Source organism: Streptomyces sp. NPDC088732, from assembly GCF_044751205.1.
Classification (GTDB): domain Bacteria; phylum Actinomycetota; class Actinomycetes; order Streptomycetales; family Streptomycetaceae; genus Actinacidiphila.
In genome coordinates this window covers 1-22,575 of sequence record NZ_JBIVLI010000043.1, presented here as the reverse complement: position 1 = coordinate 22,575, position 22,575 = coordinate 1, and the positions used below count along the sequence as shown (strand labels likewise).

The following is a 22,575-nucleotide window of genomic DNA, read 5'->3' as shown; positions in this document are numbered from 1 at the left end:
GTGGCTGTCTGCGGGGGGTGTGGAAGGGTGTCCGCCGTGCAGGAGACGAACCTTCCCCCTCCAACGGTCCCCGCCGGAACGGCACCGCGCCGGAAAGCGGCGCGCGCGAAGCTGACGGCCGCGGCCGTCAGCGTGCTCGCCGCGTACGCCGCGGGCCCGGGGAGTGACACCGCCGCCAAGGCGGTTCCGATGAGTCGGGCGGCCGTGGACAGGGAACTGCACTCGGCCGCGGCGGAGGCCGGTGTCCACGAGGCCACCGGCTTCATCATGGGGTTTTCGTTCTCCGGCGGCTCCTACCGGCCGAGCGCGGAGTGCATGATCACCTGGTCCGCGGACACCGCGCCCGGCGCCCGGGCGTACGCGGCCATCGAGGCGGCCCTGACCCGGAAGGGCTGGACCACACTGCGTCACAAGGACAACGAGGCGTACGCGAACACGATCTTCGGGAAGGACGGCTGGAGCGCGACGGTCTCGTACAGCCTCCAGGAGGCGACGAACGCGGACACGGAGTTGATCTTCACCGCGACGGCTCCGGCGTGCTGAAGCGTGGCGCCCCGGCACAGCGCCTCCCCGGACTCGGAGCGTCCGCGGGTTGCAGCCGGATCCGCTGCCTCGCGGGCCTGCCCCATCAGCGCGCCAGGTCGGCCAGCCACGGATGCCCGGGGTGCACGAGATCCAGCCAGCCGCTGAGCACATCCCGTCGCGCCCGCCCCAGCAGCGGCAGCACCCCGTCGAAGTCCGCCTGGTCCTTGGGCCGTGGCGTCCTCGCCTTGAACAGCAGCACCAACTCCGGCACCAGGAACGGGACCCCGTCGGCCGTTCGCTCAATGAGCATGTCGTACGGCAGGCGCAGCCTCTCGTCCCGCCGGAAGATCCACGTCATGCCCTCGTGCGGCTCCCGGAAGACGTCGAAGAGGAACTGACCGCTCACCGGATCCCGAAGCCAGGTCTGATGCGTGGCCGCCAACTCCTCGGCTCCCGCCCCCGACCAGACCCGCCCCGAACCCACGGCGTGAAAAGTGAACTCGGGGAAACGCCGGCGAATCTCCGGGAACCCCGCCGCGGGCACCGAGATCTCCAGATCGCCGTGCGGCCGCGACTGCTTCCCGCGGAACAGATCAAGGGCCCATCCCGCCGCGACGCACCACGGCAGTCCGATCCCGTCCAACCGCTCCGCGACGCGTTCCGGACGCCAGGCGTCCGCCCACCGGGCCTCCAGTTCGTCCGCGTCGAGTACCGCGCCGCCGGGCGGCAGAGATTCGGTCATCGTGACAACGTACCGCCGCGGTCGCGGCGCGCGCTCCGCGCGCCTGACCCGTTTTTCCCCGCCCTCCCGCCCGAGTGCCCGGCGCGGTAAGTGCGGGCCCCGCGCTGCGTGCGTCGTGGGGGTCGGCGCCGCTCCGGAGTCCGTCCTCGGCGCTCGCGGTTTACCCCTACATCGTTCGGCATCGACCACGCGGTCTCCGCTCGTCCCCTGCGGGCGGACCCCGGCGCACCCCCTCCCGGGGTCGTTGGGGCGACTTACGGCCGGTGGGGGTGACTGTTGGCGGCGACGGCTGCGCACTTGGACAGCGCGGCGCCTACGGGTGCCCGAGCACGGTGCCGTCCATGCCCACCCACCGGGGATCAGGCGCGGAGGGGGCGGGGGGAGGTGGGGGCACCTCCCAGCGGTAGCTGGGGGAGGGTGGCGTTCTGGACTGTGGAGGATATTTGGGTGCACAACCCGGGGCACGCAGCCGACAGTGCCTGAGGCACCTAGATGTGCTGTCCGGAATGGCAGCCGCGGAGGCCGCTACCCCGGCGCCCATACAGCGGGCGCCGGGGTAGCTGACTTCACAGGGCACACAGGCGGGGAGAGGCTACGAGCGGTTGAAGAGGGACTTGGACCAGGCGTAGCCCAGCGCGGCGAGCGCCACACACCAACCGACCGCCAGCCACCCGTTGTTGCCGATCTCCGTCCCGAGCAGCAGCCCGCGCAGCGTCTCGATGGCCGGCGTGAACGGCTGGTACTGCGCGATCGGCTGGAACCAGCCGGGCATGGAGTCGATCGGGACGAAGGCGCTGGAGATCAGGGGCAGGACGATCAGCGGCAGTGCGTTGTTGCTGGCGGCCTCGGCGTTGGGGCTGACCATGCCCATGCCGACGGCGATCCAGGTGAGGGCCAGGGCGACCAGCGCCATGAGTCCCAGGGCGGCGAGCCATTCCAGGGGGGTGGCGTCGGTGGAGCGGAAGCCGATCGCGACGGCGACGGCGCCGACGAGGACCACGCTGGCGATGGACTGCAGGACGCTGCCGATGACGTGCCCGATGAGGACGGAGCCGCGGTGGATCGCCATCGTGCGGAAGCGGGCGATGATGCCCTCGGTCATGTCGTTGGAGACCGACACCGCGGTCCCGACGACGGTGCCGCCGATGGTCATCATCAAGATGCCCGGCACGAGGTACGCGATGTACTGGGAGCGGTCGGCACCCCCGTCGCCCATGCCCGCGCTCATCACGTCGCCGAAGATGTAGACGAACAGCAGCAGCAGGACGATCGGGGTCAGCAGCAGGTTCAGGGTGAGGGACGGGTAGCGCCGGGCGTGCAGGAGGTTGCGGCGCAGCATCGTGGTGGAGTCGCGGACGGCGAGGGGCAGGGAGCTCATCGGACGGTCTCCTTGGTCTGGGCGGGGACGGTGTCGGTGTCGGTGAGGGCGAAGAAGACGTCGTCGAGGTCGGGGGTGTGCACGGTCAGTTCGTCGGCCTCGATGCCGGCGGTGTCGAGTTCGTCGAGGAGGGTGCGCAGGTCGCGCTGGCTGCCGTCGCTGGGGATCTGGAGCGTGAGGGCTTCGTCGTCCCGGGTGGCCCGGGCCAGTGCGGAGGCGGCGCCGAAGTAGGTGGCGGGGTCGGTGAAGCGGAGCCGGACGTGGCCGCCGGGGATGAGGCGCTTGAGTTCTTCGGCGGTGCCCTCGGCGGCGATCCGGCCGTTGTGGAGCACGGCGATGCGGTCGGCGAGTTCGTCGGCCTCCTCGAGGTACTGGGTGGTGAGGAGGACGGTGACGCCGCCGGTGACCAGTTCCCTGATGATCTGCCACATGTTGTGCCGGGAGCGGGGGTCCAGTCCCGTGGTCGGCTCGTCGAGGAAGATGATCCGCGGGTTGCCGACCAGGGTCATGGCGAGGTCGAGGCGGCGCTTCATGCCGCCGGAGTAGGTGGAGGCGGGCTTCTTGGCCGCCTCGGTGAGGTCGAAGCGCTCCAGCAGTTCGGCGGCGGTGCGGCGGCCCTCCTGCTTGGGCAGGTGGTGCAGGTCCGCCATGAGGAGCATGTTCTCCTCGCCGGTGATCAGACCGTCGACAGCGGAGAACTGCCCGGTGACGCCGATGGCGGCGCGCACCCCCTGCGGGTCGTCGGCCAGGTCGTGGCCCGCGACCTGGGCCTGCCCGCCGTCGGCGGAGACGAGGGTGGAGAGGATCTGCACGGTGGTCGTCTTGCCGGCGCCGTTCGGGCCGAGCAGTGCGAACACGGTCCCGGTGGGGATCCGCAGGTCGATGCCGTCCAGGACGGTCTTGTCACCGTAGGACTTGCGCAGTCCGACGACGGAGACGGCCGCGGGTGTCCCACTTTTAGGCGTGGGCATGACAGATGAGGGCATGGAGTCCTCCCTTTCGAGGAGTGAAGTGGCGGGGGTGGTCGGCGGGTTCGGGGCTCACGCCCGGGCGCGGCGGACATCGATGTTGCCCCAGCGCGTCCTGGCGCGGACTTCGACGGTGTCCTCGGTCTGCTGCGGCGGTTCGGCGTCGGCGAGCTGGTTGCGCACCCGCCCGCGCTCGGAGCTGGCGTCGAGCCAGGCGGCGGTGCCCTCCCGGATGCCGATCTCGATGGCACCGTAGGAGGTCTCCAACTGGACCGTTCCGCGGGCGGCCTCGGCGACGCGCAGCGTGCCGTGGGCGGTGGTGGCGGTGACCGAGCCCTCGACGCGCGTGATGTCGATGTTGCCGTTGGCGCCGCTCACGCGCAGGTCGCCGATCGCGGCACCGACGGTCGTGCTGCCGTGGGAGTTCTTCAGGACGGCGGGGCCGTCGACGGTACCGACGCGCAGATTGCCGGAGCTGGTGGTGATCTCGGCCGTGCCCTCGACGCGGTCGACGGTGATCGAGCCGTGGGAGACGGTCAGCTGGAGCGGCCCGGTCGTGTCGAAGCGGACGTCACCCGAGGAGGACTTGACCCGGACCTCGCCGAACCGGCCCTCGCCCAGCACCTGGGTCCAGGAGCCGGTCACGTCCAGGCGGGAGCCGGCGGGCAGCTCCACCGTCACGTCGACGGCGCCGCTCGGCCCGATGAGGCGGCGCTCCTTCGTCCTGACGGTCAGGACGCCGCTCGCGTAGCCGACCTCGGTCTGCTCGGCGGCCCGCACGTCCTTGTCCCGCTTCGGGTCGAGGGGCCGCACCTCGACCACGGTCTCGGCGCGGTCGCCCGCGGTGAACGAGACGGCGCCGGCGCCGACATGGGCGGTCACCGAGATCGGTTCGGGAGTGTCGAAAGAAGGCATGGCTGTACCGTCCTCGTGAGTCCTCGGGGCATCCCCGCCGGTGGGACGGGGTGTGGGTGGCGTGGTGCGGGCGTGGTGCGGTCAGCGCACCCAGCCCGTGAAGCTCTGACCGACGGTCCGGGTCTTCTCCGCCGGACGCTGCCGTGGCCCGCCGTCGGCCGCGGCCGACACGGCGCGCACCAGCCAGGCGTTGACCGACAGGCCCTCGCGGTTCGCGGCCTCCTCGGCGCGCACCTTGAGGTGAGCCGGAAGACGCAGGTTGACGCGGGCGGTGGCGCCCTCGTCGGCGTCGCCCGGTGCCGGGGGCGGTGCCATGAGTGGCTCTGCGGAGCCGCTCCTGTCCTCGTAGACCTCGTCGCGCGGCGGTGGCGTCACCACGAAGTCGGGGTCGAGCCCCCGCAGCCGTACGTCGACCGAGCCGGGGGCGAGTTCACGGGTGATCTCGTCCATCGCGGCGGAGAGCACGTTGAGCATGGTCAGGCGGGTCGCCGACTCCAGCGGGGCGGTGAGCCGCTCGGCCAGCTCGCGGGCTTCTTCGCCGCCGGCCTCGGCGGCCACCGCGAGTTCGCGGCGGAGGTTGTCGACATAGGGCGTGAGGTCCATGACGCCATCATGGCACCACTGTGGTGCCACATACAAGGCCCCAAAAGGTGCCGCCGGTCGAGATGTGGGCAACCATGCCTCTGACCTGCACAAACGGCCCGACATCAAGATGCGCCAACACGGCACCACCGAGGCCATCGGCCGCTCTGGTGCCGGCGGTGGCGCCATCGTGGCACCACAACGCTCCGGTGGGCGTGCGCCGTCATCCCACGTCCACCGCGTACCCGTTCGTGCGCCCGGCGCGGACCCCAGGCCCGGACGCCGCCCCTGCGACGCCGAGTGCGCGCACCCCAGGACTTCCAGGAGTCCCGAGAGCCCCATCCGCTGCCGACATGGGCGCGCGTGCCGCGAGCCCGCGCGCCGCGACGCAACACGGTCGGCAAGCTGGAACAGGCCCGTGCCGACGCGATCCGGGGTACCCGGCACCCCCGCCCGTGTCCGGGGTGTGGATCACGAGGCAAGGGGACGTTCACCCGGGGCATCGCTCAAATACTCCGGCACCCCGCCACTGGACAGGACGCGCGAAACAGGTGACTCGCCCGCCGACGACGGATTGGTTCCAGCCAGATACTCATCGAGAGATTGACCGCACCCGTTGAAGAGTTCATGATCGTCGGTCAACTGAGCGACATTGGAACAAACTTTAGGACAACTCCATGAAAACGAAGCTGAGGAACCGCGTTGTCACGCTTCTGGCGGCTACTGCCCTCGTTGGCGGTACCTCTCTCACCCTCGGAGCGACCAACGCGGCGGCGGCCAACTTCACCTTCTCCAAGAGCGCGGTCAGCTCCTCTGGAAGCTTCACCATCGCCGCCTACAACAACGGCACCTATGCGGGACTCATGGAGTGGAACGCCGATCCCGTAGATGACAACCCTGGCGACGCGTTTCGAGTGTCGGACTGGCTTGGCGACGGGTTCGGCATGGAGGCGCGCATGGTCGACCCGTCGACGGGACGCTCCGCCACCACGCGTGGGCACGACGCCAAGTACACCAGTGGCTGGAACAGCGGGAATCTGGACGAAGGCACCTTGGTCTTCATGCAACTCTGTGCGGTCCAGGGGCTCTCGGAGCACTGCAGCCTCGCATACCAGGGCCACGCCTGACCGCATGCCGACTGCATGACCTCAACCAGTCACTCGCGACTGATTGGGTGCACGAACAGGGCCCCCGACGGATCGGCAACCGACGGGGGCCCTGTCGTCCGGATTGGCACTACAAGTCTGCGGATGGCCGCTTCCCGCCGGTCCTTTTGCCTCTTACGGCACACGATGAAGTCGGCGCACACCAGCACACGGCCGCCCGGCCGCGATCCGGATTCGATCAGGTGAATCGCGCCGTCGTTCGTGTGGTGGCCGCACGAACCGCAGATCCCGGTGCCCCGGAGCGGCGTGTCGTCGATGGTGGTCACTGCCGCACCCGCCCGCGCGCCTCGCGCCGGATCCGGCGGAGGCCGGCGCCGACCCGGCAGTCGTCGTCCGCGCACCCGGCACACGTCTGCGCGTGGCCTACCTGCAACTCCAGCTCGACGCGGTTGACCGCAAGATCGCGCAGGTGGGGGCACCCGTGGCGGCGCGGTCACCGCTACGGCCGACCGTCCCGACGGCGACGCAGACCTTGGCCGCCAGGCAGCGGCCTCGACGACGTCGCCCGACGAGCATCGTGCGGGGCGAGGCCGGCGGATGCGGAGCGCCCGATCCGGGAGGAGACCGGCCGGGGCGCGGCGTACTGCATCGGGCCGACTGCTCGATCCCTGGCGGCGCGTGGCTGAGCCGTGCGGAGTTCGAACTTGCCCTCGAACTGCCCGACATCAGCATGTGCGGCCGGTGTCATCCGGAGTGTGACCAAGACGACGAAAGGCGCCCCCCGTGCGACCATGACGAGCCGTACAGGGGCGTTGCGGGCTGCTGGGGGTCCAGCCCTAGGGTTCGGTGTCAGGGGCTTGAGCGGTCGCGGGGGGCTGTAACGGTGTTGGCGGCACGGATGGCACTAACCGTGCTTGCGACGTGGGCCGCCCTGGTCGCGTCGTTGCTGGAGCCTCTGTTTCTGCCACAGCGGTGGCAGTACTACATTTACTCGCCCGCAAGTGTGGGCCTGTGGATGTTGACGATGGTTGTCGCGCCCTTCGTGGTCTGCACCTTCGCGTGGCGGTGGATCAAGTCGGGCGGCAAGTGATCATTTCCGCGGCGGCTCTCAATTGAGGAACTGCACGGCGTAGCCCGCTGCGGTCCCCAGGACGGCGGCGGCACCCGACGCGGTCCACACGCGGCGCGTGGGCGGCACGTCACCGGCCCGGCGTTCACGGACGGGCCGCACTGATGATGCGTCAGCTCCGCTCCGGTGCACCGCCGTCCGTCCCGGCGGTGGGGAGCCCGTCCTCGCGGGGCCGCAGCACGCGGATGGGCGCCCCGAACGCGGCCCGGTCCGTCGCGGAGCGCAGCGCCGCGAGCAGCCGGGGTCCGGCCAGCAGCACCAGCAGGGCGTTGAGGACGCCGCGCGGCAGGTCCCAGCCGAGCGAGGTGGTGAGGTAGAAGCCCGCGTAGCGGCGCAGGTTGTCCAGGGCGCCGGCGTGCGGGTCGTACGCGGTGGCGGCGGCCGGGTCGACGAGGCCGGCCGGCCAGAACCACAGGTTCATCACGACGCCGTACAGGATGCCGCCGACCAGTGCGTAGCCGACCAGCAGGGCGATCTCCGGGCGGCCGGTGACCCGGCGCGGCAGCAGCCCGGCGCCCAGTCCCACCCAGGAGGCGGCGAGCATCTGGAACGGCAGCCAGGGCCCGATGCCCGCGGTGAGCAGGGCGGAGGCGAACATAGCGGTGCTGCCCAGGGCGAAGCCGAAGGCGGGGCCCATGACCCGGCCGCCGAGCAGGAAGACGACGAACATCGGCTCCAGGCCCGCGGTGCCCGCGCCGAGCGGGCGCAGCGCGGCGCCCACGGCGGACAGCACGCCCAGCAGGGCCACGGACTTCGCGTCGGCGGTGCCGTCCAGCAGGGCGCTGACGACCACGCCGAGGATCAGCGCGGTGAGCGCGGCGAACATCCAGGGGGCGTCCTGGCCGTGGGCGACCGGGGAGGACGCGTCGGCGAGGAAGGGCCAGCCGAAGCCGGCGAGGCCGACGAGCGAGACCAGGACGAGGGCGACCGCGGAGCGCGGGCCGATGCGCGGCAGGCCGGGGGTGCGGGCAGCCAGGTGCAGGACGTGCCCGCCGTCGGGGGGCGTCGGCGCGCCGGTCATGCCGGGCTCCCCTGAGCCCTGCCGAGCGCCTGGAGCGCAGCGCGGGCCTCGTCGACGGTGAGCAGCGGCGCCGGCGCGAGGATCTTGGCGGTCTGCGGGGCGAAGGCGGGCGAGGCGGCCAGTGCCGCGACGGCGTCCTCGTCGGCGACGATCTCGCCGTCGGCGAGGACCGCGACGCGGTCGGCCGCCGCGGCGGCGAGTTCCACATCATGGGTGACCAGCAGCACCGCGTGCCCCTCGGCGGCCAGTTGGCGCAGGATCGCGGTGGCGCGGGCCTTGGCGGGGTAGTCCAGGCCGCGGGTCGGCTCGTCGAGCAGCAGCAGTTTCGGGCGGCGGGCGAGGAGCACGGCCAGCGCGAGGGCGAGCCGCTGGCCGCTGGAGAGGGCGCGCGGGTGGGCCTGCGGGTCGATGCCCGGCACCAGTCGCTCCAGCAGCGCGGCCGTGGTGCCGGGCAGGGCGCCGGCCTCGCGGTCGGCGCTCGCGCACTCGCGGTCGACGCGGTCGGTGAGCAGCAGGTCGCCGGGGTCCGAGGGGACCATGCCGACGGCCGCCGCGATCTGACGGCGTTTCAGCTTCAGGGGGTTCTCGCCGCCCACCCGCACCTCGCCCGCGGTGGGACGGTGCAGCCCGGCCAGGCACGACAGAAGGGTGGACTTGCCGGCCCCGTTGCGGCCCATGAGCGCGGTGATCCGGCCCTCGTGGAGGGTGAGGTCGACCCCGCGCAGTGCGGGCACCGGTCCGTGGTGCGCCACCAGCCCGCGCAGCGAGGCGACCGGCTCGCCCTGCGCCGGCGTGGCGCGCGGCACGGGCGCCGCCGCGAGCAGCGCATGGCCGGCGGCCTTGCGTCGGGCGTCGCGCACGCTCAGCGCGACGGGCCGCCAGCCCAGCAGCCGGGACAGTTCGACGACGGGCGGTGCCACGGGCGCGTCGGCCAGGACGTCCGCCGTCGGGCCGTAGCGCACCGGCTCGCCACCGCCGGGCACCAGCAGCGCGGCGTCCGCGTACTGCGCCACCCGCTCCAGCCGGTGCTCGGCGAGCAGCACCGTCGTACCGAGGTCGTGCACGAGGCGGGTCAGGGCGGCGAGCACCTCCTCGGCGGCCGGCGGGTCGAGGGCGCTGGTCGGCTCGTCCAGCACCAGCAGCCCGGGCTGCGCCGCGAACGCGGCGGCCAGCGCGACCCGTTGCTGCTGCCCGGCCGAGAGCGCCCCCAGTGCCCGGGACCGCAGGCCGGCCAGCCCCAGCAGGTCCAGCGTCTCCTCCACCCGGCGGCGCATCGCCTCGGGGCGCAGCGCCAGGCACTCCAGCCCGTAGGCGATCTCCTCCTCGACGGTGTCGGCCACGAAGGCGTCCGCGGGACGCTGCGGCACGACACCGACGGCGTCGGCGAGGTCGCGCGGGGCGTACGCGGCGGTGTCGCGACCCGCGGTGGTCACCGTGCCGTACAGCGTGCCGCCGGTCGCGTGCGGGACGGCCCCGTTGATGGTGCGCAGCAGCGTGGACTTGCCGCTGCCCGTGGCCCCCACGACCAGCACGAGTTCCCCGTCGGGCACGGCCAGGTCGACCCCGGCGAGCACCGGCGCGGTCGCGCGCGGATAGCGGAAGGAGACCTGCTCCCAGTGGACGGCGTTCACGGCTGTTTCCTCGGCTGGTCGGTGGGCCGCTGCGGCCCGTCGGGGACGGGGGTGCGGTCGTGGTCGCCCGGCGGTGGCGGGGTCAGGTGGGCGGGCAGCAGGGCGCAGAGCACCCCGGCGGCGGCGAGCAGCGGCAGACCCGGCGCCTGGAGGGACCAGGGGTCGGGGGCGAGCGCGCTCGCGGGTGAGGTGAGCACGAAGCAGAGCGCGGCCAGGGCGCCGCTCGCGACGGCCGCCCACTCGGGCAGCGTCCACGGGTCGGGGCGGTAGCGGGTGCGCTGCACGGCGGCGCCGCCGAGCCGCATGCCGGCGACGCAGCCGAGCAGTCCAATCGCCAGCAGCACCGGACCGGCGCGGCCCGTGGTCACCGCGCCCAGCGGGCCGACGGGAATCGTGGTGGAGGAGTCCAGGAGTCCGTAGACGCCGACAACGACGGAGGCGAGGCCGCCGAGCAGCAGCGCGTGGACGGTGGCGCGGCGCCCGGCGGGCACCGCGGCGCGCCGCCCGTACCCGCGTGCGTCGAGGGCGGCGGCGGTGGCCAGGGCGCGGTCCAGGGCCTCTTCCAGCACGGGGGCGGCGATCGAGAGCGTGCCGCGCAGCCCCCGGACCGGCAGCGCCCGCAGCCGCCGGGCGCGGCGCACCCGCCCGACGGCGGCGACCAGTTGCGGCGCCGCACTGAGCGCCACGGTGACGGCGACGCCGAGTTCGTGCAGGGCGCGCGGCAGCGCCCGCAGCAGCCGGGCGGGACTGGCCAGCGCGTTGGCGGCGCCGAAGCACAGCAGCATGACGCCCAGGCGCACGCCGTCGCACAGCGCCGAGTACACCGCTTCGGCGGTCACCGGCCCGCCGAGCCTGACCCCGCTCATCCAGGACGGCAGCGGGACCGCGGGCAGGTCGAGCAGCACGGTGGTGCCGCCGTAGCCGACGAGCAGCGACTGGAGCACCAGCCGCACCACCACCACCGCGACGGCCAGCTTCAGGAACACGCCGTAGGCGGCCGCCCAGGGCGCGCCGCTGCGGCGGGCGGCCACCACGTAGCCGGCCGCGGCGCCCAGGAGGGCCAGCAGCAGCAGGTTGGTGGTGCGGCTCGCCGCGGTGGCGAGCCCGAGGGCCCATGCCCACCACGCGAACGGATGGAGTTGGCGGGGCAGCAGCAGCCGCGCGCCGGGGCGCGGCATCAGCCCGACACCTCCGGCGGCGTACGGTCGCGCCGGCGGGCCCGCACGACGGCGGCGCCGGCCAGGGCCGCGACCGCGAGGGTGCCGGCCACCAGCGGCCAGCCGTTCCAGCGCTGTTCGCCGGAGGCGGCGCCGGCCGACGGCACCCCGCGGACGGTCGCGGCCGCGCCGGGGCTGCTCGTGGTGCCCGCCGGCTCGGTGCGGGATCCGACAGGCAGGCCCGGGCTCGGGCTCGGGTCCGGGCTTGTCGCGGCGGCGGTGCCGCGGGTCGCGGTGGGGTTCGGCGTGGCGCCCTTGCCGCTCGCGCTCGGGCGGGCAGCCGGGGGCGAGGTGGTGTCTCGGGTGCCCGGAGCGCCGGTGCCCGGTCCGCCCGCGCCTCCGGCTGACGGTGTGTGCGTCGTGCCGCCCGGCTTCGCGGTGGTCCGCGTCGGCCGGGGCGTCGGTGTCGGTGTCGGCTTCGGCGTGACCGCGCTGCGCGGCGACGGCGGTTCGTTGGCGCCGGAGTCCTGCCACACCCAGGCGTCGATGCCGCCCTTCGCGGGAGTGCGGCCGGCCGGTCCGGCCGCGCCGTACACCCAGGTGCTGGTGCCGGGGAGCATGTACCAGTACGACCAGTACGTGTCCTTGTCCACCGCCCCGCATCCCGTGCCGGGGGCCCCGTCCAGCGCGCAGACGAAGCCGCCGCCGTACGGACCGGAGCCCAGCCGTACCGAGAAACCCGCCTGCTGGAGCGCCTGGATGCCGCTCTGCGGCGAGGGCGCGCACCCGGTCCGGCTCGTGTAGGGGGCGTCCGGGACACCGCGGTCCTCCACGACGACCAGCACACCGGAGCAGCCCCCCGCCGCCGCGGCCGGTGCGGCCGCGGGCCACAGCAGCCCCGCGGCCGCGCCCGCGCAGACCGCCAGCGCCGCCGAAACCCGCCGGATCACGCCCCGGTTCCCGCGGAGCGGCGCCGCCGTGCGGCGATCACGACCGCGGCACCTGCTGCCACGAGAGCCGCGGAGCCCGCCGCGGGGGCCAGCACGGAGGTGCCGGTGCTGGCCAGCGCGCCGCCGGTGCCGCCCGTGCCACCCGCTGCCGCGGAGCCGTCGGAGGCCGGCGCCGCCGCGCTCGGGGTGACCGGGGCGGAGTCGGACGCGGAGGGGGTCGCCGAGTCGGTGGGGGTCGCGGAACCGCCGGGTTCCGTGGGCTCACCGGTCGGGGTGGGCGAGGCCGTCGCGGAGCCGCTGCCGGTGGGGCTCGGCGACGAGCAGTCCAGGGTGGCCAGTCCGTCCGTCGCGCCGGCGCCGTCCACCGTCGCGTACGAGATCCCGGACAGCGCCGTCACCGCCTGCACGGTGGCGCGCAGCGCGCTGCCGTCCGCCGCGGCCTCCTGGTAGCCCACCGCACCGCGGTCCCCGGCCGCGCCGCCGCAGCCGACCTGGCGTGCGCGCAGCCAGCCCGCGCCCTTGTCGGCCGCGGCCCCGCGCCCGCCGGCCCGCAGGGCCTGGGTGGCCAGGGCGGTCGAGTTGGCGTTCACGACGGCCGTGGGGCCGGTGCCGGCGAAGCCGCCGTCCTTGCCCTGCTTGCTCTCCAGCCAGTCCAGTGCCTTGCCCGCGGCGTCCTCCTCCTGGCCCGCGGCGAGCAGGGCCTGCACGACCATGCCGGTGCCGTCCGCGTCGGAGGCGCACTCCGCGCCGGCGTCCGGGAAGAAGACGGGGAAGCCGCCGTCGGCGCACTGGTTGGCGAGGAGGAAGTCCACGGCCAGGGCGGGGACGGCGTCGCCGTCCCGCTTCAGCGCGATCAGGGCCAGCGACTGCGTCAGCGTGTTGGAGTAGTCGTTGACCTCGGCGCCGCCGAAGGTGGCGTGGTCGGTGAACCGGCCGCTGGGCTGCATACGGGAGTTGAGCTGCGCGATCAGGTCGCGGCCCGCGAACGCGCCCGGGTCGCGGTGGCCCGCCTCGGCCACCAGCGCGAGCTTGGCGAGCGAGCCCGCGTAGATGTCGCCGGGCGTGTCGCCGGTGAGGTAGGAATCGGCGTGCGCGGCCAGCCAGTCGGTCGCGGCGGCCGTCTCGGCCCGGCCCGTGCGCGTGGCCGACAGGGCCAGGACGACGTCGGCCGTCAGACCGGCGTCGGCGCCGAAGTCGCCCTCGACGTGGTCGCCGTCCTTCAGCTGGCGGCCCGCCCAGCCGGCCGCGGCCGCGGCGTCCGACGGCACGGCCGGTGCGTCCGGCTCGGCCCATGCGGGCGTCGCGGGGAGGGCGACAAGGGTGGCGGTGATGAGCGCGGGAGCGACCGTGCGGCCGGATATGCGCAACGAAGCCTCCTGAACGGCGGCCCTCGGGACGCACCCAGGAGAGCGGCCGCGCGGTGCGCGGGCGGCCGTGCCCGTGGGCCTCGTCCCGTGACCGCGACGGATGAGAACCGGTGCCGCCGGCGGGTCATCGGGCTCGCCGCGGACGGCATCAGAGATGCCGCGCGGCCCACCGTTGCGGGCCAGCGCCGGAATTCGACCGGCTTCCCCCACCAGAGGCGCAGGGAAGGCTACGTCCCGGGGGCACGCCGCTTCAAGGCGGCATCGGCGAGTGTGACCACGCCCACGCGCCCGTCACCTGCGGCAACGCCCGTCCGCGCGGCTCGCGGAGGCCGAACTCCCGGACCCCTCGGCCACGTTGGCGGCCGGTGCCGGCAGTGGACGCCGGGAGGGCTCGAGCTCGGCGGCCGGCGCTCCACGGCCGCCCCGTCCCCACCCCGTGACGGCACGGAACCGGTCCGGCGGATCCGGCGGTCACCGGCGACCGGGCACACGCCGGGCGGTGGACCCCGCGGGGCCTGCCCCGCGGCCGGGGCCCGTCAACGCACAAGCCGCACCAGCAGGCCCCCCGGCCCGGAGCACACCGTCCGCCCCGCCGGCACTCCCCCCCCCGACGCGGCCGACGGTCCGCGCCGCCCGGACAACGCGTGGTCCCGGCCGAGGGGAACCGGTCAGCGGCGCAGCAGGTAGGTGTCCATGATCCAGCCCTTGCGCGCCCGCGCCTCGGTCCGCAGCTCGCGGATGCGTTCGGCGGTCTCGGCGAGCGGGCCGGAGACGAGGATCTCGTCGTCGGTGCCGAGGTAGGCGCCGTAGTGGATGGCGACGCCCTCGGGGTCGATCCCGGCGAAGGCCGCTTCGCCGTCGAGCATGACGACGACGTCGTCGACGCCCTCGGGGATGCCGCCCTCGGCGAGCCGGCGGCCGGTGGTGATCTGGAGGGGGCGGCCGACGCGGGTGAGCGTCGTGCGGTGGCGGGCGGCCAGGACGGAGACGCTGCTGATGCCGGGGATCACCGCGTAGGTGAAGGGGGTGGCGTCCGGGCGGGCGCGGACGTCGTCGAGGACGGCGATGACGCTGTCGTACAGACTCGGGTCGCCCCACACGAGGAAGGCCGCGGTCTCCTCCGGGCCGACCTGCTCGGCGACGAGGCGTTCCACCACGTCGGCCCGGCGGCGGCGCCAGTCCTCGACGGCGGCCGGGTAGCCGGGGGCGGTGCGGTCGCGTTCGGCGTCGGGGACCTCGACGACACGGTGGCCCGGGCGGGCGTGCTCCTCCAGCATGCCGTGGCGCAGCCGCACCAGTTCCTGGCGTTCGCCGGTCTTGCCCAGGACGAGGAAGACGTCGGTCCCGGCGATGGCCTTGACCGCCTGGAGGGTGAGGTGGTCGGGGTCGCCGGCGCCGATGCCGATCACGTGTATGTGTCGCATGGGGTGATTGTGCCGCCTGTTGACGCTGGGACGTCGCCCCGCCCGGCCTGTTCCCGCACCTCCTGTGAACTCCGTCACCCGGCGACGAGCGCTTACGGCACCGCATAGTAGACGGACCCCGAACGGCATTTACCCGCGATCTCTGCCGCATCGGACATTTGGCGCACAGGGGGACGGACTGCGCGCGATCCGCGTGTCGCTTCCCGCTCTCCGCCCGACACGGGCGGCATCCTGAAGGAACGTCAGATTTTCACAACAAGGCGCCGAACGGGCACACGCATGCCCTGCTCTGCGGCGCAAGGATCGACTTCGCTACGAGTCGGCGTAGTAACGATCTTCCATTGCCCCGCTCTCGGGACGGTCCGCACAATGGCCGAGCCCGCACGGCGTCACAGCAGCTCAGGCGGGATGTGAACACGGACGCCGAACCACCGAGTGAGGTCACGCAATGACGAACCACCGCCGGACGACGCGCCATCGCAAGATCATCGTCGCCGCCCTCGCCGTCGCCGCCGTGGGAGTGCCCTCGGTCGCCATGGCATCCATCGACAGCCCCCGGCACGACGTCCGCCACGGCGCCTGGTCCCGCGGGCACTGGCAGAACGGGCACTGGGCCGGCCAGTGGTCGCACGGCAACTGGGCCGGCTCCCCCTCCTCCGCCCCCCAGGCACCCGCACCCCCGGCCTCCGCCCCCTCCCAGGCACCCGGCTCCGCGCCGTCCGGCACCCTGAACGGCAACCTCACCTCACTGGTCAAGCTCGTCAACCAGGAGCGCGCCAAGGCCGGATGCTCCGCGCTGACGGTCAACGCCAAGCTGACCGACGCCGCCCAGGAGCACAGCGCCGACATGGCCGACACCGGCACCATGTCGCACACCGGCTCGGACGGCTCCACCCCCTCGGACCGGATCAGCGCCGCCGGCTACAACTGGCGGTCCTACGGCGAGAACGTGGCGTACGGCTACTCCTCCCCCTCCGCCGTGATGAAGGGCTGGATGAACAGCCCCGGCCACAAGCGGAACATACTGGACTGCTCCTTCAAGGAAATAGGAGTCGGCCTGGCGCAGCCGGGCAGCTACTGGACCCAGGACTTCGGCGCCTCCCGCTGAGACGACGCCCGAGGGGCCCGGCCGCGATCGCGGCCGGGCCCCTCGGCGTGTACGCGCGGTACGCGGCGCCGGTCAGCGCAGCCCGCGCCCCAGAGCCGTGATCAGCTCACCGTCGGGGGTGTCCCCGCTCAGCTCCCAGAAGAAGGCACCGCCGAGCCCCTGGTCCTTGGCCCAGGCGGCCTTGCCGCGCAGGGTGCGCGGTGTGTCGTAGCTCCACCACTCGTCCCCGCACCGGGCGTACGCCGTGCCCGCGACCGTGCCGGTGGCAGGGCAGCGCGTCTTGAGCACCTTGTAGTCCTCGCTGCCGTCCTCCCACGTGCCGGGCGCCGGGCCGGTGGCGCTGCCGCCGGGCGCCGACTGCGTCACCCCGGTCCAGCCGCGGCCGTAGAAGCCGACACCGAGAAGCAGCTTGCGGGCCGGGACGCCCAGCCGGCGGAGCTTCTCCACGGTCGCCACGGCGTTGAAGGTCCGCTCCGGGATACCGCGGTAGGCGGTGAGCGGCGAGTGCGGGGCGGTGGGGCCGGTGGCCGACCAGGTGCCGAAGTAGTCGTAGGTCATCGGGTTGTACCAGTCGACGTACTTCGCCGCGCCCCCGTAGTCGGCCGCCTCCAGCTTGCCGCCCGGCGAGGCGTCGGCGGTGACGGCCGCGGTCAGCAGGTCCTTGTGGCCGAAGCGCTCGCGGAGCGCGCGCATCAGACGCGGATACGCGGAACGGGCGCTGGTGTCGCAGGTCAAGCCGCAGGCGCCCGGGTACTCCCAGTCGATGTCGATGCCGTCGAAGACATCGGCCCAGCGCGGGTCCTCGACGAGCCGGTAGCAGGAGTCGGCGAAGGCCTTGGGGTCGGCCGCGGCCTGGCCGAATCCGCCGGACCAGCTGAAGCCGCCGAAGGACCAGAGGATCTTGAGGTCCGGGTACTGCTTCTTCAGCTTCCGCAGCTGGCCGAAGTTGCCGTGCAGCGTGCCCTCGGCGGTGCTGTCGGCGACGCCGTCGACACTGCCCGCCGCGTCGTACGGCTGCTCGTAGTCCGCCCAGGAGTCGCCGACGGCGCACTTGCCGTCCGTCACATTGCCGAAGGCGTAGTTGATGTGGGTCAGTTGAGCCGCGGAGCCGGAGGTCGCGATGTCCTTGACGTGGTAATTGCGGGCGTAGACGCCCCAGTCGATGAAGTACCCGACGACTTTGGACCGGCTGTGGCTGTCGTGGTGGCCGTGCCCCTGGCCCTGGCCCTGTGCGTGTGCGGATCCGTGGGAGGTCACGGCGGCGGTCGCGGGCTGGGCCGCGGCGGGGCCGGTGACCAGGCCCGCCGTGAGCAGCGCGGTGCCTGCGGCGACGAGGCCGACGAGGGTTCTGCGGACGCGTGATCCCTGCTGTCTGGGCATGCGGTTACCTCGGGTCGGAGACGGGTGGAGACGCGCGGGAGTGCGGGGCCACCCTAGGAGGACTAGACCAATGGGGTCAATGGTCTGCACCATTACGGAATCCAGCCCTCCGCGACCGGGCGTCAGCCGCACCCGTCGCCGCCCGACGGGCCGTCAGCCCCGCAGATGGTCCAGCCCCGGCGCCCGGTCCAGGTAGCCCCGCAGCAGACGCCCCGCGACAGCGACGGAATCGACGAGCGGGTGCAGGGCGAAGGCCCGCAGCGCGGCGGCGCGGTCGCCGGTGGCCGCGGCCAGGATCACATCCCGTTCCACGGACTTGACGGCGGTCACCAGGCCCACCGCGTGACCGGGCAGCGGGTCGCCCGCGATCGGCCGGGCACCATTGGCATCCACGAAGCACGGCACCTCGACGACCGCGTCGGCGTCCAACGACTCCAGGACGCCGCGATTGCGGACGTTCAGGATCAGCGTCGTACGCTCGTCCCGCGCGATGGCCCGCATCAGGGCGAGCGCCACGTGCTCGTACCCGCCCGACTCCAGGTCGGCGGCGTCCCGTTCGCCCGCGCCCGCCGCCTCACGGACATCCGCCCCGTAGGTGACCTCGCGCTCCAGACGGGTCGCGTCCCAGGTCGCGAACGGCGGCGTGCCGGGCTCCCGTACACGGTCGTAGAAGCTCCGCTGCTGGTCCAGGAGGAAGGCACCGCGGGTCAGCTCCGCGGCGCGGGCCGCGGTGACGGCCTCCCGCTCGAAGTAGTAGTAGTGCAGGTACTCGTTGGGGACCGCGCCGAGCGCGCGCAGCCAGTCCGCCCCGAAAAGCCGCCCCTCCTCGAAGGACGCGACCGCCGCGTCGTCGGCGAGCAGGCGCGGCAGCACGTCGACACCGTCGACCCGGACGGCGCTCAGCCACCCCAGGTGGTTCAGCCCCGCGTACTCCAGCCGGGCCCGCGCCGGATCGACACCGAGCGCATGGATGACGCGCCGGCCGAGGCCCACCGGGGAGTCGCAGATACCGATGACACGATCACCCAGGTGCTGCGCCATGGCCTCGGTGACCATGCCCGCGGGATTGGTGAAGTTGATGACCCAGGCGTCGGGCGCGAGCCGCGCGACGCGGCGGGCGATGTCGACCGCGACGGGGATCGTGCGCAGCCCGTACGCGATGCCGCCGGCGCCCACCGTCTCCTGCCCGAGCACCCCCTCGTCCAGCGCGACGCGCTCGTCCACGACACGGCCGGCCAGTCCCCCGACACGGATCGCGGAGAAGACGAAATCGGCCCCGGTGAGGGCCTCGTCCAAGTCGGTGGTGACGGTCAGGGCGGGCCCGCCGCCTCCGGGGGCCTCGGCCTCGGACATCTCGCGCAGCACCCGCACAACGGCGTCAAGGCGCTCCGCGTCGAGGTCGTGCAGCGTGACGTGCGTGACCCGGCCCTCGGCGCGGTCCCGCAGCAGGGCCCGGTGCACCAGCGGAACGCGGAACCCGCCGCCGCCGAGAATCGTGAGCTTCATACCTCGGCATCCTCCACCCCCGCCCCCTCGGACGAGGTCCGGGTCCTCGCGTCGACCGGCCCGACACTACCGGGGGACGGCCCGCGGAACGCGTCGCGCCGCGGAGGGTGACGGGTTGGCAAGATCCCGGGACCCGGGCCGGGCAGCCGGCTGCTTTTGCGCGCGCGCAAGGTGTGACGACACGGGGCGCCGCGCGCGAGGCGGAGCCGGCCCCGTCGTTCTCGACCCTCGCATTACTTTTCCAGCGGATCGGAAAACCCAGCTCAGGAGGCTCCCCGCCCTGCCCCCGGACCTGCGCGGTCGCCAAGACCAGGCGCACCAGCCGGGACCGCTCGTGGCGCGGACTGACGACCTTGCGTGCCAGTCGCGCCCCTCAGGAACGGCCCCGCGGATCTCGACCTCCCGAGAAGCGCTCGGCATCCGGTCCGGACGCCCGGCAGACCCGCCCCTACCCTGCTCCCATGGACGAGCCCGCCATCCGACAGCTCCGCTCCGCCCGGGACCGTGCCCTCGGGGACCCGGGCATCGCCACGTCCCGGTCCCGGGCGGAGCGGCTGCGGAAGGCCACCAACGTGCTGGAACGCGCGGCCGCCGACGTCCCCCGGGAGTCGCTCCGCAGCCTGGACACCCTGTTCGCCGACGACGTCCTCGGCCATCCCGAGCGACCTGACACCGTCCTCGGCCGGATCGCGGCCGGCCTCTACCGCACCCGGGGCGCCGACGTCGGCAAGGAACTCACGGCTGCCAGCCGGCGCGACATCATGGACGGCATCGCGGACCTCAACCGCGCCGCCCGGCGGCCCCCGTTCTGGTGGGAGGCCCGCGGCATGCGCCCGTGGTCCAAGCACACCAAGGAGCCCCTGGACGTCACCGGCCACATCGTGCTGCGCCGGGCCCTCAGCACCCCGGTGACCGCCCGGCGCGAGCCGTACCGGCTGCGGATGCTCGCGGCGCTCGAGGTCCTGTGGGCCACCGGTGTCCCCCGCGAGGGCCTGGTCGGCGCCGATACAACGGACCTGGTCGACGAGGAGTCCCGCATCCGGCTGACGGTGAACCTGCCCGGCCGCACGACCGCGGTGCAGGAGGAGTTCGTGCTCCCCCGCTCCGCGCGGTCCGCGCTCCGCCTGTGGCTGCCGGTACGCCGGCAGGTCATCGCCCAGCACTTGGACGCCGGTCCCGACCACCCCGCGAACCAGGCGCTATTCGTCACGCTGCGGCACACCGTGGCCGAACCGGCGTCGGGTGCCTCGCGGATGGTGCCGCCCGGTATCCGCATCACCGGGAACGGCCTGGAGACCGACTACAGCAAGTGGGCCCGCACCCTCAACGGCGAGCACGTCGGCCAGAAGGGCTGGCCGGTCCCCACCGACCTGTACACCGTCGCCCGGGGCGGCGCCGCCCAGCGTGCGGCCAAGGGCCGTTCTCAGGGACGTGGCGCTACCCGTTAGTCACCCGGCATCTCCCCGGGCCACGACGGCTCGCGCACGGGCCCCGGGGGCGGCCCGCGAAACGCAGAAGCGGTGCGGCGTCGCGCCGCGCAGCGTGACAGGCCGTCAAGGGGAGGGGCCGTCGTGGCCGTGTACGTGGGCGTGCGGGGATTCGTCGAGTGCGACACCGGACAACTCGCCGAGCTGAAGCGGATCATCGCGTCACCCGAGGTGGTCCGCACCTATGTCGGCGGCTGGGGGTTCCCCGCCGTCCACCACAACTGGACGTCCTACGCCTTCTACGGTGCCGGCGTCCGCGAGAGCGCCCTCGGCGACGTCCTGGACATGATGCGCGTCGTCGCGCGAATCCCGCCCGACACGGACGCGTGCCACGTCACCGGGCTGTTCCTGGTGAGCCATGAGGTCGACGGCATGGACGAGTGGCAGGTCCGCGGCGGCGAGGTGCACATCCGGCCGGGCCGCCCCGACCACCGCTACCTCGACACCTGACGCCCCCGCGCGCACGTGCAGGCATCACCGGGCCCGGGCCGGGTAGGCGCGAGCCAGCCCGTGCGGCGAACGGGTGGCAGCGCCCGCGTGGGCGGCGCGCGGGCGCTGCGGGGAACGGCCCGGCCGGCAGGACCTGACCGGCGGTGCGGTCGGACGGGGCGGGCGCGCAGTCCGGCGCCGGATGGCGCGTGGCGGTGCCCGGGCACGGGCACCCCGGGCGGCTACGGTCCGGGCATGGGACCGGGAATCGTCTTCGCGCTGTGCGCAGCACTGTTCATGGGAACGGCGACGGTCCTGCAGGCCATGGGCGCGCGGCGGGCCGTGGCCGCGACGCCCGGCGCCGCGGGATCGGGCGCCCGCACGCTCGTGGCGGCCCTGCGGCGATGGCCGTTCGTGGCCGGTGTAGCACTCGACATGGCGGGCTTCGCCGCGGAGTTGGTGGCGCTGCGGTCGGTGCCGCTGTTCGTGGTGGAGGCGGCGCTCTCGTCCTCCCTGGCCGTGACGGCGGTCGCCGCGGCCCTCCTGCTGGGCGTGCGGTTGCGGCGCCAGGAGTGGGCCGCGGTCGCGGCCGTGTGCCTGGGCCTGGTCGTCCTGGCGGTCTCCGCGGGACGCGACGGCCACGGCGAGGGCACCGAACGGCTGCGGCTCGCGGTCCTCGTGGTGGCCCTGGCGCTGGCCGTCGCCGGCCGGGTCACCGAGCGCGCCGCGCCCCGCAACCGCGCGGCCGTCCTCGGCGCGGTCGCCGGGCTCAGCTTCGGCGTGGTGGCGGTGGCCGTGCGGATGCTCGTGGGCTTCACGCCGCGGGAACTCCTCACCGACCCGGCCGCGTACGCGGTGGCCGTGGCCGGCGTCACCGGCTTCGTCTTCCTGGTCGACGCCCTCCAGTCGGGTTCGGTGACCGCCGCCACCGCGGCCATGGTGATCACCGAGTCGCTGTGGCCTGCGGTCTTCGGCGTCGTCTGGCTGGGCGACACCACCCGCCACGACCGCGCACCGCTGGCGGTCCTGGGCTTCGCCCTGTCCATCGCGGGCGCCCTAGCCCTCACCCGCTTCGGAGAGGCGGAGCAGACCGCCCCGCCTCCCTGAAAGGCCGGTGACGCGGCCAGGACGGCGGGACCGGGGCCCGCACACGCGCGTCGACCCGCGAACGCCCCAGCCCAGGCCCATTTCGGGCAGGCGGAACGCGACCGCCCCGCCTGCCTGAACCCGCCCCGGGGACGGGATCAGAACCCGGCCGGATCGACGCCGCGCCCAGCACGCCCGCGGCAGCCCCCGCAGGCCGGTGTCGCGCTCGACACGGCAAACGCCCCGGCCCGGGGCCCGATTCAGGGAAGCGGAACGCGACCGCCCCGCTTCCCCGAGCCCGGCCCCGGGACGGTCAGGACCCGGCCAGATCCACGCCGCGCCCAGCACGCCCGCGGCAGCACCGCAGGCCGGTGCCGCGCTCGACACGGCAAATGCCCCAGCCCGGGGCCCGATTCAGGGAAGCGGAACGCGACCGCCCCGCCTCCCTGACCCCGCGCCCCGGCACGGTCAGTGGCCCGGCCATGTCCAGTCCGTGACCTCCGGGAGGTCGACGCCGTGCTCCCGGATCCACGCGTGGTGCCGCAGCCGTACGTCCTCCATCTGCTGCCGTACGGCGGCGGCGCGCACCGCGAGGCCGGGGACGCGGTCGATGACGTCCATGACGAGGCGGTAGCGGTCGAGGTCGTTGCGGACCACCATGTCGAAGGGGGTCGTGGTGGTGCC

General features: G+C 73.9%; 21 protein-coding genes and 1 riboswitch. Of the genes, 6 read left to right on the top strand and 15 right to left on the bottom strand.

The annotated features are described in order from the left end of the window. The first annotated feature begins 36 nt into the window (after window positions 1-36). Entirely contained in the window at window positions 37-543 is a 507-nt protein-coding gene (locus ACIP9H_RS41145) for a hypothetical protein (RefSeq protein WP_401590078.1), read from the top strand. 85 nt (window positions 544-628) lie between these two features. Here the strand turns inward: ACIP9H_RS41145 and ACIP9H_RS41140 are convergent, their stop codons facing one another. The 5 genes from ACIP9H_RS41140 to ACIP9H_RS41120 all read right to left on the bottom strand — a co-directional run bounded on the left by ACIP9H_RS41140 (window position 629) and on the right by ACIP9H_RS41120 (window position 5,131). Continuing rightward, on the bottom strand, window positions 629-1,267 hold the full coding sequence (locus ACIP9H_RS41140; RefSeq protein WP_401590081.1) for a nucleotidyltransferase domain-containing protein: 639 nt from the start codon (window positions 1,265-1,267) through the stop codon (window positions 629-631). Window positions 1,268-1,859: 592 nt separating this feature from the next. Continuing rightward, window positions 1,860-2,645: an ABC transporter permease gene (locus tag ACIP9H_RS41135; protein WP_401590084.1), complete on the bottom strand. Its 786-nt coding sequence runs from the start codon at window positions 2,643-2,645 to the stop codon at window positions 1,860-1,862. Next, complete coding sequence (locus ACIP9H_RS41130; RefSeq protein WP_401590087.1) at window positions 2,642-3,631, bottom strand: ATP-binding cassette domain-containing protein; 990 nt, start codon at window positions 3,629-3,631, stop codon at window positions 2,642-2,644. The genes ACIP9H_RS41135 and ACIP9H_RS41130 overlap by 4 nt, the downstream gene beginning before the upstream one ends. A 54-nt stretch (window positions 3,632-3,685) precedes the next feature. Next, the gene (locus tag ACIP9H_RS41125) at window positions 3,686-4,528 is read right to left on the bottom strand and encodes a DUF4097 family beta strand repeat-containing protein (protein WP_401590090.1); all 843 of its coding nucleotides are present in this window, start codon (window positions 4,526-4,528) and stop codon (window positions 3,686-3,688) included. A gap of 81 nt (window positions 4,529-4,609) precedes the next feature. Then, on the bottom strand, window positions 4,610-5,131 hold the full coding sequence (locus ACIP9H_RS41120; protein ID WP_401590093.1) for a hypothetical protein: 522 nt from the start codon (window positions 5,129-5,131) through the stop codon (window positions 4,610-4,612). 656 nt (window positions 5,132-5,787) lie between these two features. On the opposite strand from ACIP9H_RS41120, the gene ACIP9H_RS41115 reads away from it, so the two are divergent. Further along, window positions 5,788-6,237 (top strand): hypothetical protein, encoded by a 450-nt coding sequence (locus tag ACIP9H_RS41115; RefSeq protein ID WP_401590096.1) that lies wholly within the window; start codon window positions 5,788-5,790, stop codon window positions 6,235-6,237. Between the two features lie 29 nt (window positions 6,238-6,266). Here the strand turns inward: ACIP9H_RS41115 and ACIP9H_RS41110 are convergent, their stop codons facing one another. The 7 genes from ACIP9H_RS41110 to cobF all read right to left on the bottom strand — a co-directional run bounded on the left by ACIP9H_RS41110 (window position 6,267) and on the right by cobF (window position 14,895). Next, window positions 6,267-6,542: a hypothetical protein gene (locus ACIP9H_RS41110; RefSeq protein WP_401590099.1), complete on the bottom strand. Its 276-nt coding sequence runs from the start codon at window positions 6,540-6,542 to the stop codon at window positions 6,267-6,269. Window positions 6,543-7,457: 915 nt separating this feature from the next. Continuing rightward, entirely contained in the window at window positions 7,458-8,366 is a 909-nt protein-coding gene (locus ACIP9H_RS41105) for an ECF transporter S component (RefSeq protein WP_401590102.1), read from the bottom strand. Further along, window positions 8,363-9,997 (bottom strand): ABC transporter ATP-binding protein, encoded by a 1,635-nt coding sequence (locus ACIP9H_RS41100; RefSeq protein WP_401590105.1) that lies wholly within the window; start codon window positions 9,995-9,997, stop codon window positions 8,363-8,365. Before ACIP9H_RS41100 ends, ACIP9H_RS41105 begins: the two co-directional genes overlap by 4 nt. Further along, a complete protein-coding gene (locus ACIP9H_RS41095; protein WP_401590108.1) occupies window positions 9,994-11,175 on the bottom strand; it encodes an energy-coupling factor transporter transmembrane protein EcfT in 1,182 nt (393 codons plus the stop codon). Before ACIP9H_RS41095 ends, ACIP9H_RS41100 begins: the two co-directional genes overlap by 4 nt. Then, window positions 11,175-12,104: a hypothetical protein gene (locus tag ACIP9H_RS41090; protein ID WP_401590111.1), complete on the bottom strand. Its 930-nt coding sequence runs from the start codon at window positions 12,102-12,104 to the stop codon at window positions 11,175-11,177. The genes ACIP9H_RS41095 and ACIP9H_RS41090 overlap by 1 nt, the downstream gene beginning before the upstream one ends. Continuing rightward, the gene (locus ACIP9H_RS41085; protein ID WP_401590114.1) at window positions 12,101-13,471 is read right to left on the bottom strand and encodes a prenyltransferase/squalene oxidase repeat-containing protein; all 1,371 of its coding nucleotides are present in this window, start codon (window positions 13,469-13,471) and stop codon (window positions 12,101-12,103) included. The genes ACIP9H_RS41090 and ACIP9H_RS41085 overlap by 4 nt, the downstream gene beginning before the upstream one ends. Before the next feature lie 121 nt (window positions 13,472-13,592). Continuing rightward, window positions 13,593-13,678, bottom strand: a riboswitch (cobalamin riboswitch). Window positions 13,679-14,139: 461 nt separating this feature from the next. After that, entirely contained in the window at window positions 14,140-14,895 is a 756-nt protein-coding gene (gene cobF, locus ACIP9H_RS41080) for a precorrin-6A synthase (deacetylating) (protein ID WP_401590117.1), read from the bottom strand. Window positions 14,896-15,343: 448 nt separating this feature from the next. Here cobF and ACIP9H_RS41075 point away from each other — a divergent pair, with 448 nt between their 5' ends. Then, window positions 15,344-16,003: a CAP domain-containing protein gene (locus ACIP9H_RS41075; protein WP_401590120.1), complete on the top strand. Its 660-nt coding sequence runs from the start codon at window positions 15,344-15,346 to the stop codon at window positions 16,001-16,003. A 72-nt stretch (window positions 16,004-16,075) separates the two neighbouring features. Here the strand turns inward: ACIP9H_RS41075 and ACIP9H_RS41070 are convergent, their stop codons facing one another. Both ACIP9H_RS41070 and ACIP9H_RS41065 read right to left on the bottom strand, forming a co-directional pair. After that, a complete protein-coding gene (locus ACIP9H_RS41070; RefSeq protein ID WP_401964113.1) occupies window positions 16,076-17,383 on the bottom strand; it encodes a glycoside hydrolase family 18 protein in 1,308 nt (435 codons plus the stop codon). Between the two features lie 153 nt (window positions 17,384-17,536). After that, window positions 17,537-18,889, bottom strand: a complete 1,353-nt coding sequence (locus ACIP9H_RS41065) for a 6-phospho-beta-glucosidase (RefSeq protein WP_401590126.1) — start codon at window positions 18,887-18,889, stop codon at window positions 17,537-17,539. A 461-nt stretch (window positions 18,890-19,350) separates the two neighbouring features. Between ACIP9H_RS41065 and ACIP9H_RS41060 the strand changes: the two genes are divergently transcribed. The 3 genes from ACIP9H_RS41060 (at window position 19,351) to ACIP9H_RS41050 (ending at window position 21,912) form a co-directional block, all read left to right on the top strand. Then, on the top strand, window positions 19,351-20,337 hold the full coding sequence (locus ACIP9H_RS41060) for a hypothetical protein (RefSeq protein WP_401590129.1): 987 nt from the start codon (window positions 19,351-19,353) through the stop codon (window positions 20,335-20,337). Between the two features lie 123 nt (window positions 20,338-20,460). Beyond that, window positions 20,461-20,826 carry a hypothetical protein gene (locus ACIP9H_RS41055; RefSeq protein WP_401964111.1) on the top strand — a complete coding sequence of 122 codons (366 nt, stop codon included), beginning with the start codon at window positions 20,461-20,463 and terminating at the stop codon, window positions 20,824-20,826. Between the two features lie 234 nt (window positions 20,827-21,060). Further along, window positions 21,061-21,912, top strand: coding sequence for a DMT family transporter (locus tag ACIP9H_RS41050; protein ID WP_401964109.1), 852 nt, complete (start codon window positions 21,061-21,063; stop codon window positions 21,910-21,912). A gap of 447 nt (window positions 21,913-22,359) precedes the next feature. Here ACIP9H_RS41050 and ACIP9H_RS41045 read toward each other — a convergent pair. Next, window positions 22,360-22,575: hypothetical protein (locus ACIP9H_RS41045; protein WP_401964107.1), on the bottom strand; the 216-nt coding region annotated here is incomplete at its 5' end.

What these genes read in the sequence shown, in the direction of transcription:
- ACIP9H_RS41140 (WP_401590081.1), bottom strand. Translation starts at nt 1,267, where the DNA reads ATGACCGAATCTCTGCCGCCCGGCGGCGCGGTACTCGACGCGGACGAA.
- ACIP9H_RS41130 (WP_401590087.1), bottom strand. Translation starts at nt 3,631, where the DNA reads ATGCCCTCATCTGTCATGCCCACGCCTAAAAGTGGGACACCCGCGGCC.
- cobF (WP_401590117.1), bottom strand. Translation starts at nt 14,895, where the DNA reads ATGCGACACATACACGTGATCGGCATCGGCGCCGGCGACCCCGACCAC.
- ACIP9H_RS41105 (WP_401590102.1), bottom strand. Translation starts at nt 8,366, where the DNA reads ATGACCGGCGCGCCGACGCCCCCCGACGGCGGGCACGTCCTGCACCTG.
- ACIP9H_RS41075 (WP_401590120.1), top strand. Translation starts at nt 15,344, where the DNA reads ATGACGAACCACCGCCGGACGACGCGCCATCGCAAGATCATCGTCGCC.
- ACIP9H_RS41125 (WP_401590090.1), bottom strand. Translation starts at nt 4,528, where the DNA reads ATGCCTTCTTTCGACACTCCCGAACCGATCTCGGTGACCGCCCATGTC.
- ACIP9H_RS41060 (WP_401590129.1), top strand. Translation starts at nt 19,351, where the DNA reads ATGGACGAGCCCGCCATCCGACAGCTCCGCTCCGCCCGGGACCGTGCC.
- ACIP9H_RS41070 (WP_401964113.1), bottom strand. Translation starts at nt 17,383, where the DNA reads ATGCCCAGACAGCAGGGATCACGCGTCCGCAGAACCCTCGTCGGCCTC.
- ACIP9H_RS41050 (WP_401964109.1), top strand. Translation starts at nt 21,061, where the DNA reads ATGGGACCGGGAATCGTCTTCGCGCTGTGCGCAGCACTGTTCATGGGA.
- ACIP9H_RS41115 (WP_401590096.1), top strand. Translation starts at nt 5,788, where the DNA reads ATGAAAACGAAGCTGAGGAACCGCGTTGTCACGCTTCTGGCGGCTACT.
- ACIP9H_RS41135 (WP_401590084.1), bottom strand. Translation starts at nt 2,645, where the DNA reads ATGAGCTCCCTGCCCCTCGCCGTCCGCGACTCCACCACGATGCTGCGC.
- ACIP9H_RS41095 (WP_401590108.1), bottom strand. Translation starts at nt 11,175, where the DNA reads ATGCCGCGCCCCGGCGCGCGGCTGCTGCTGCCCCGCCAACTCCATCCG.
- ACIP9H_RS41065 (WP_401590126.1), bottom strand. Translation starts at nt 18,889, where the DNA reads ATGAAGCTCACGATTCTCGGCGGCGGCGGGTTCCGCGTTCCGCTGGTG.
- ACIP9H_RS41120 (WP_401590093.1), bottom strand. Translation starts at nt 5,131, where the DNA reads ATGGACCTCACGCCCTATGTCGACAACCTCCGCCGCGAACTCGCGGTG.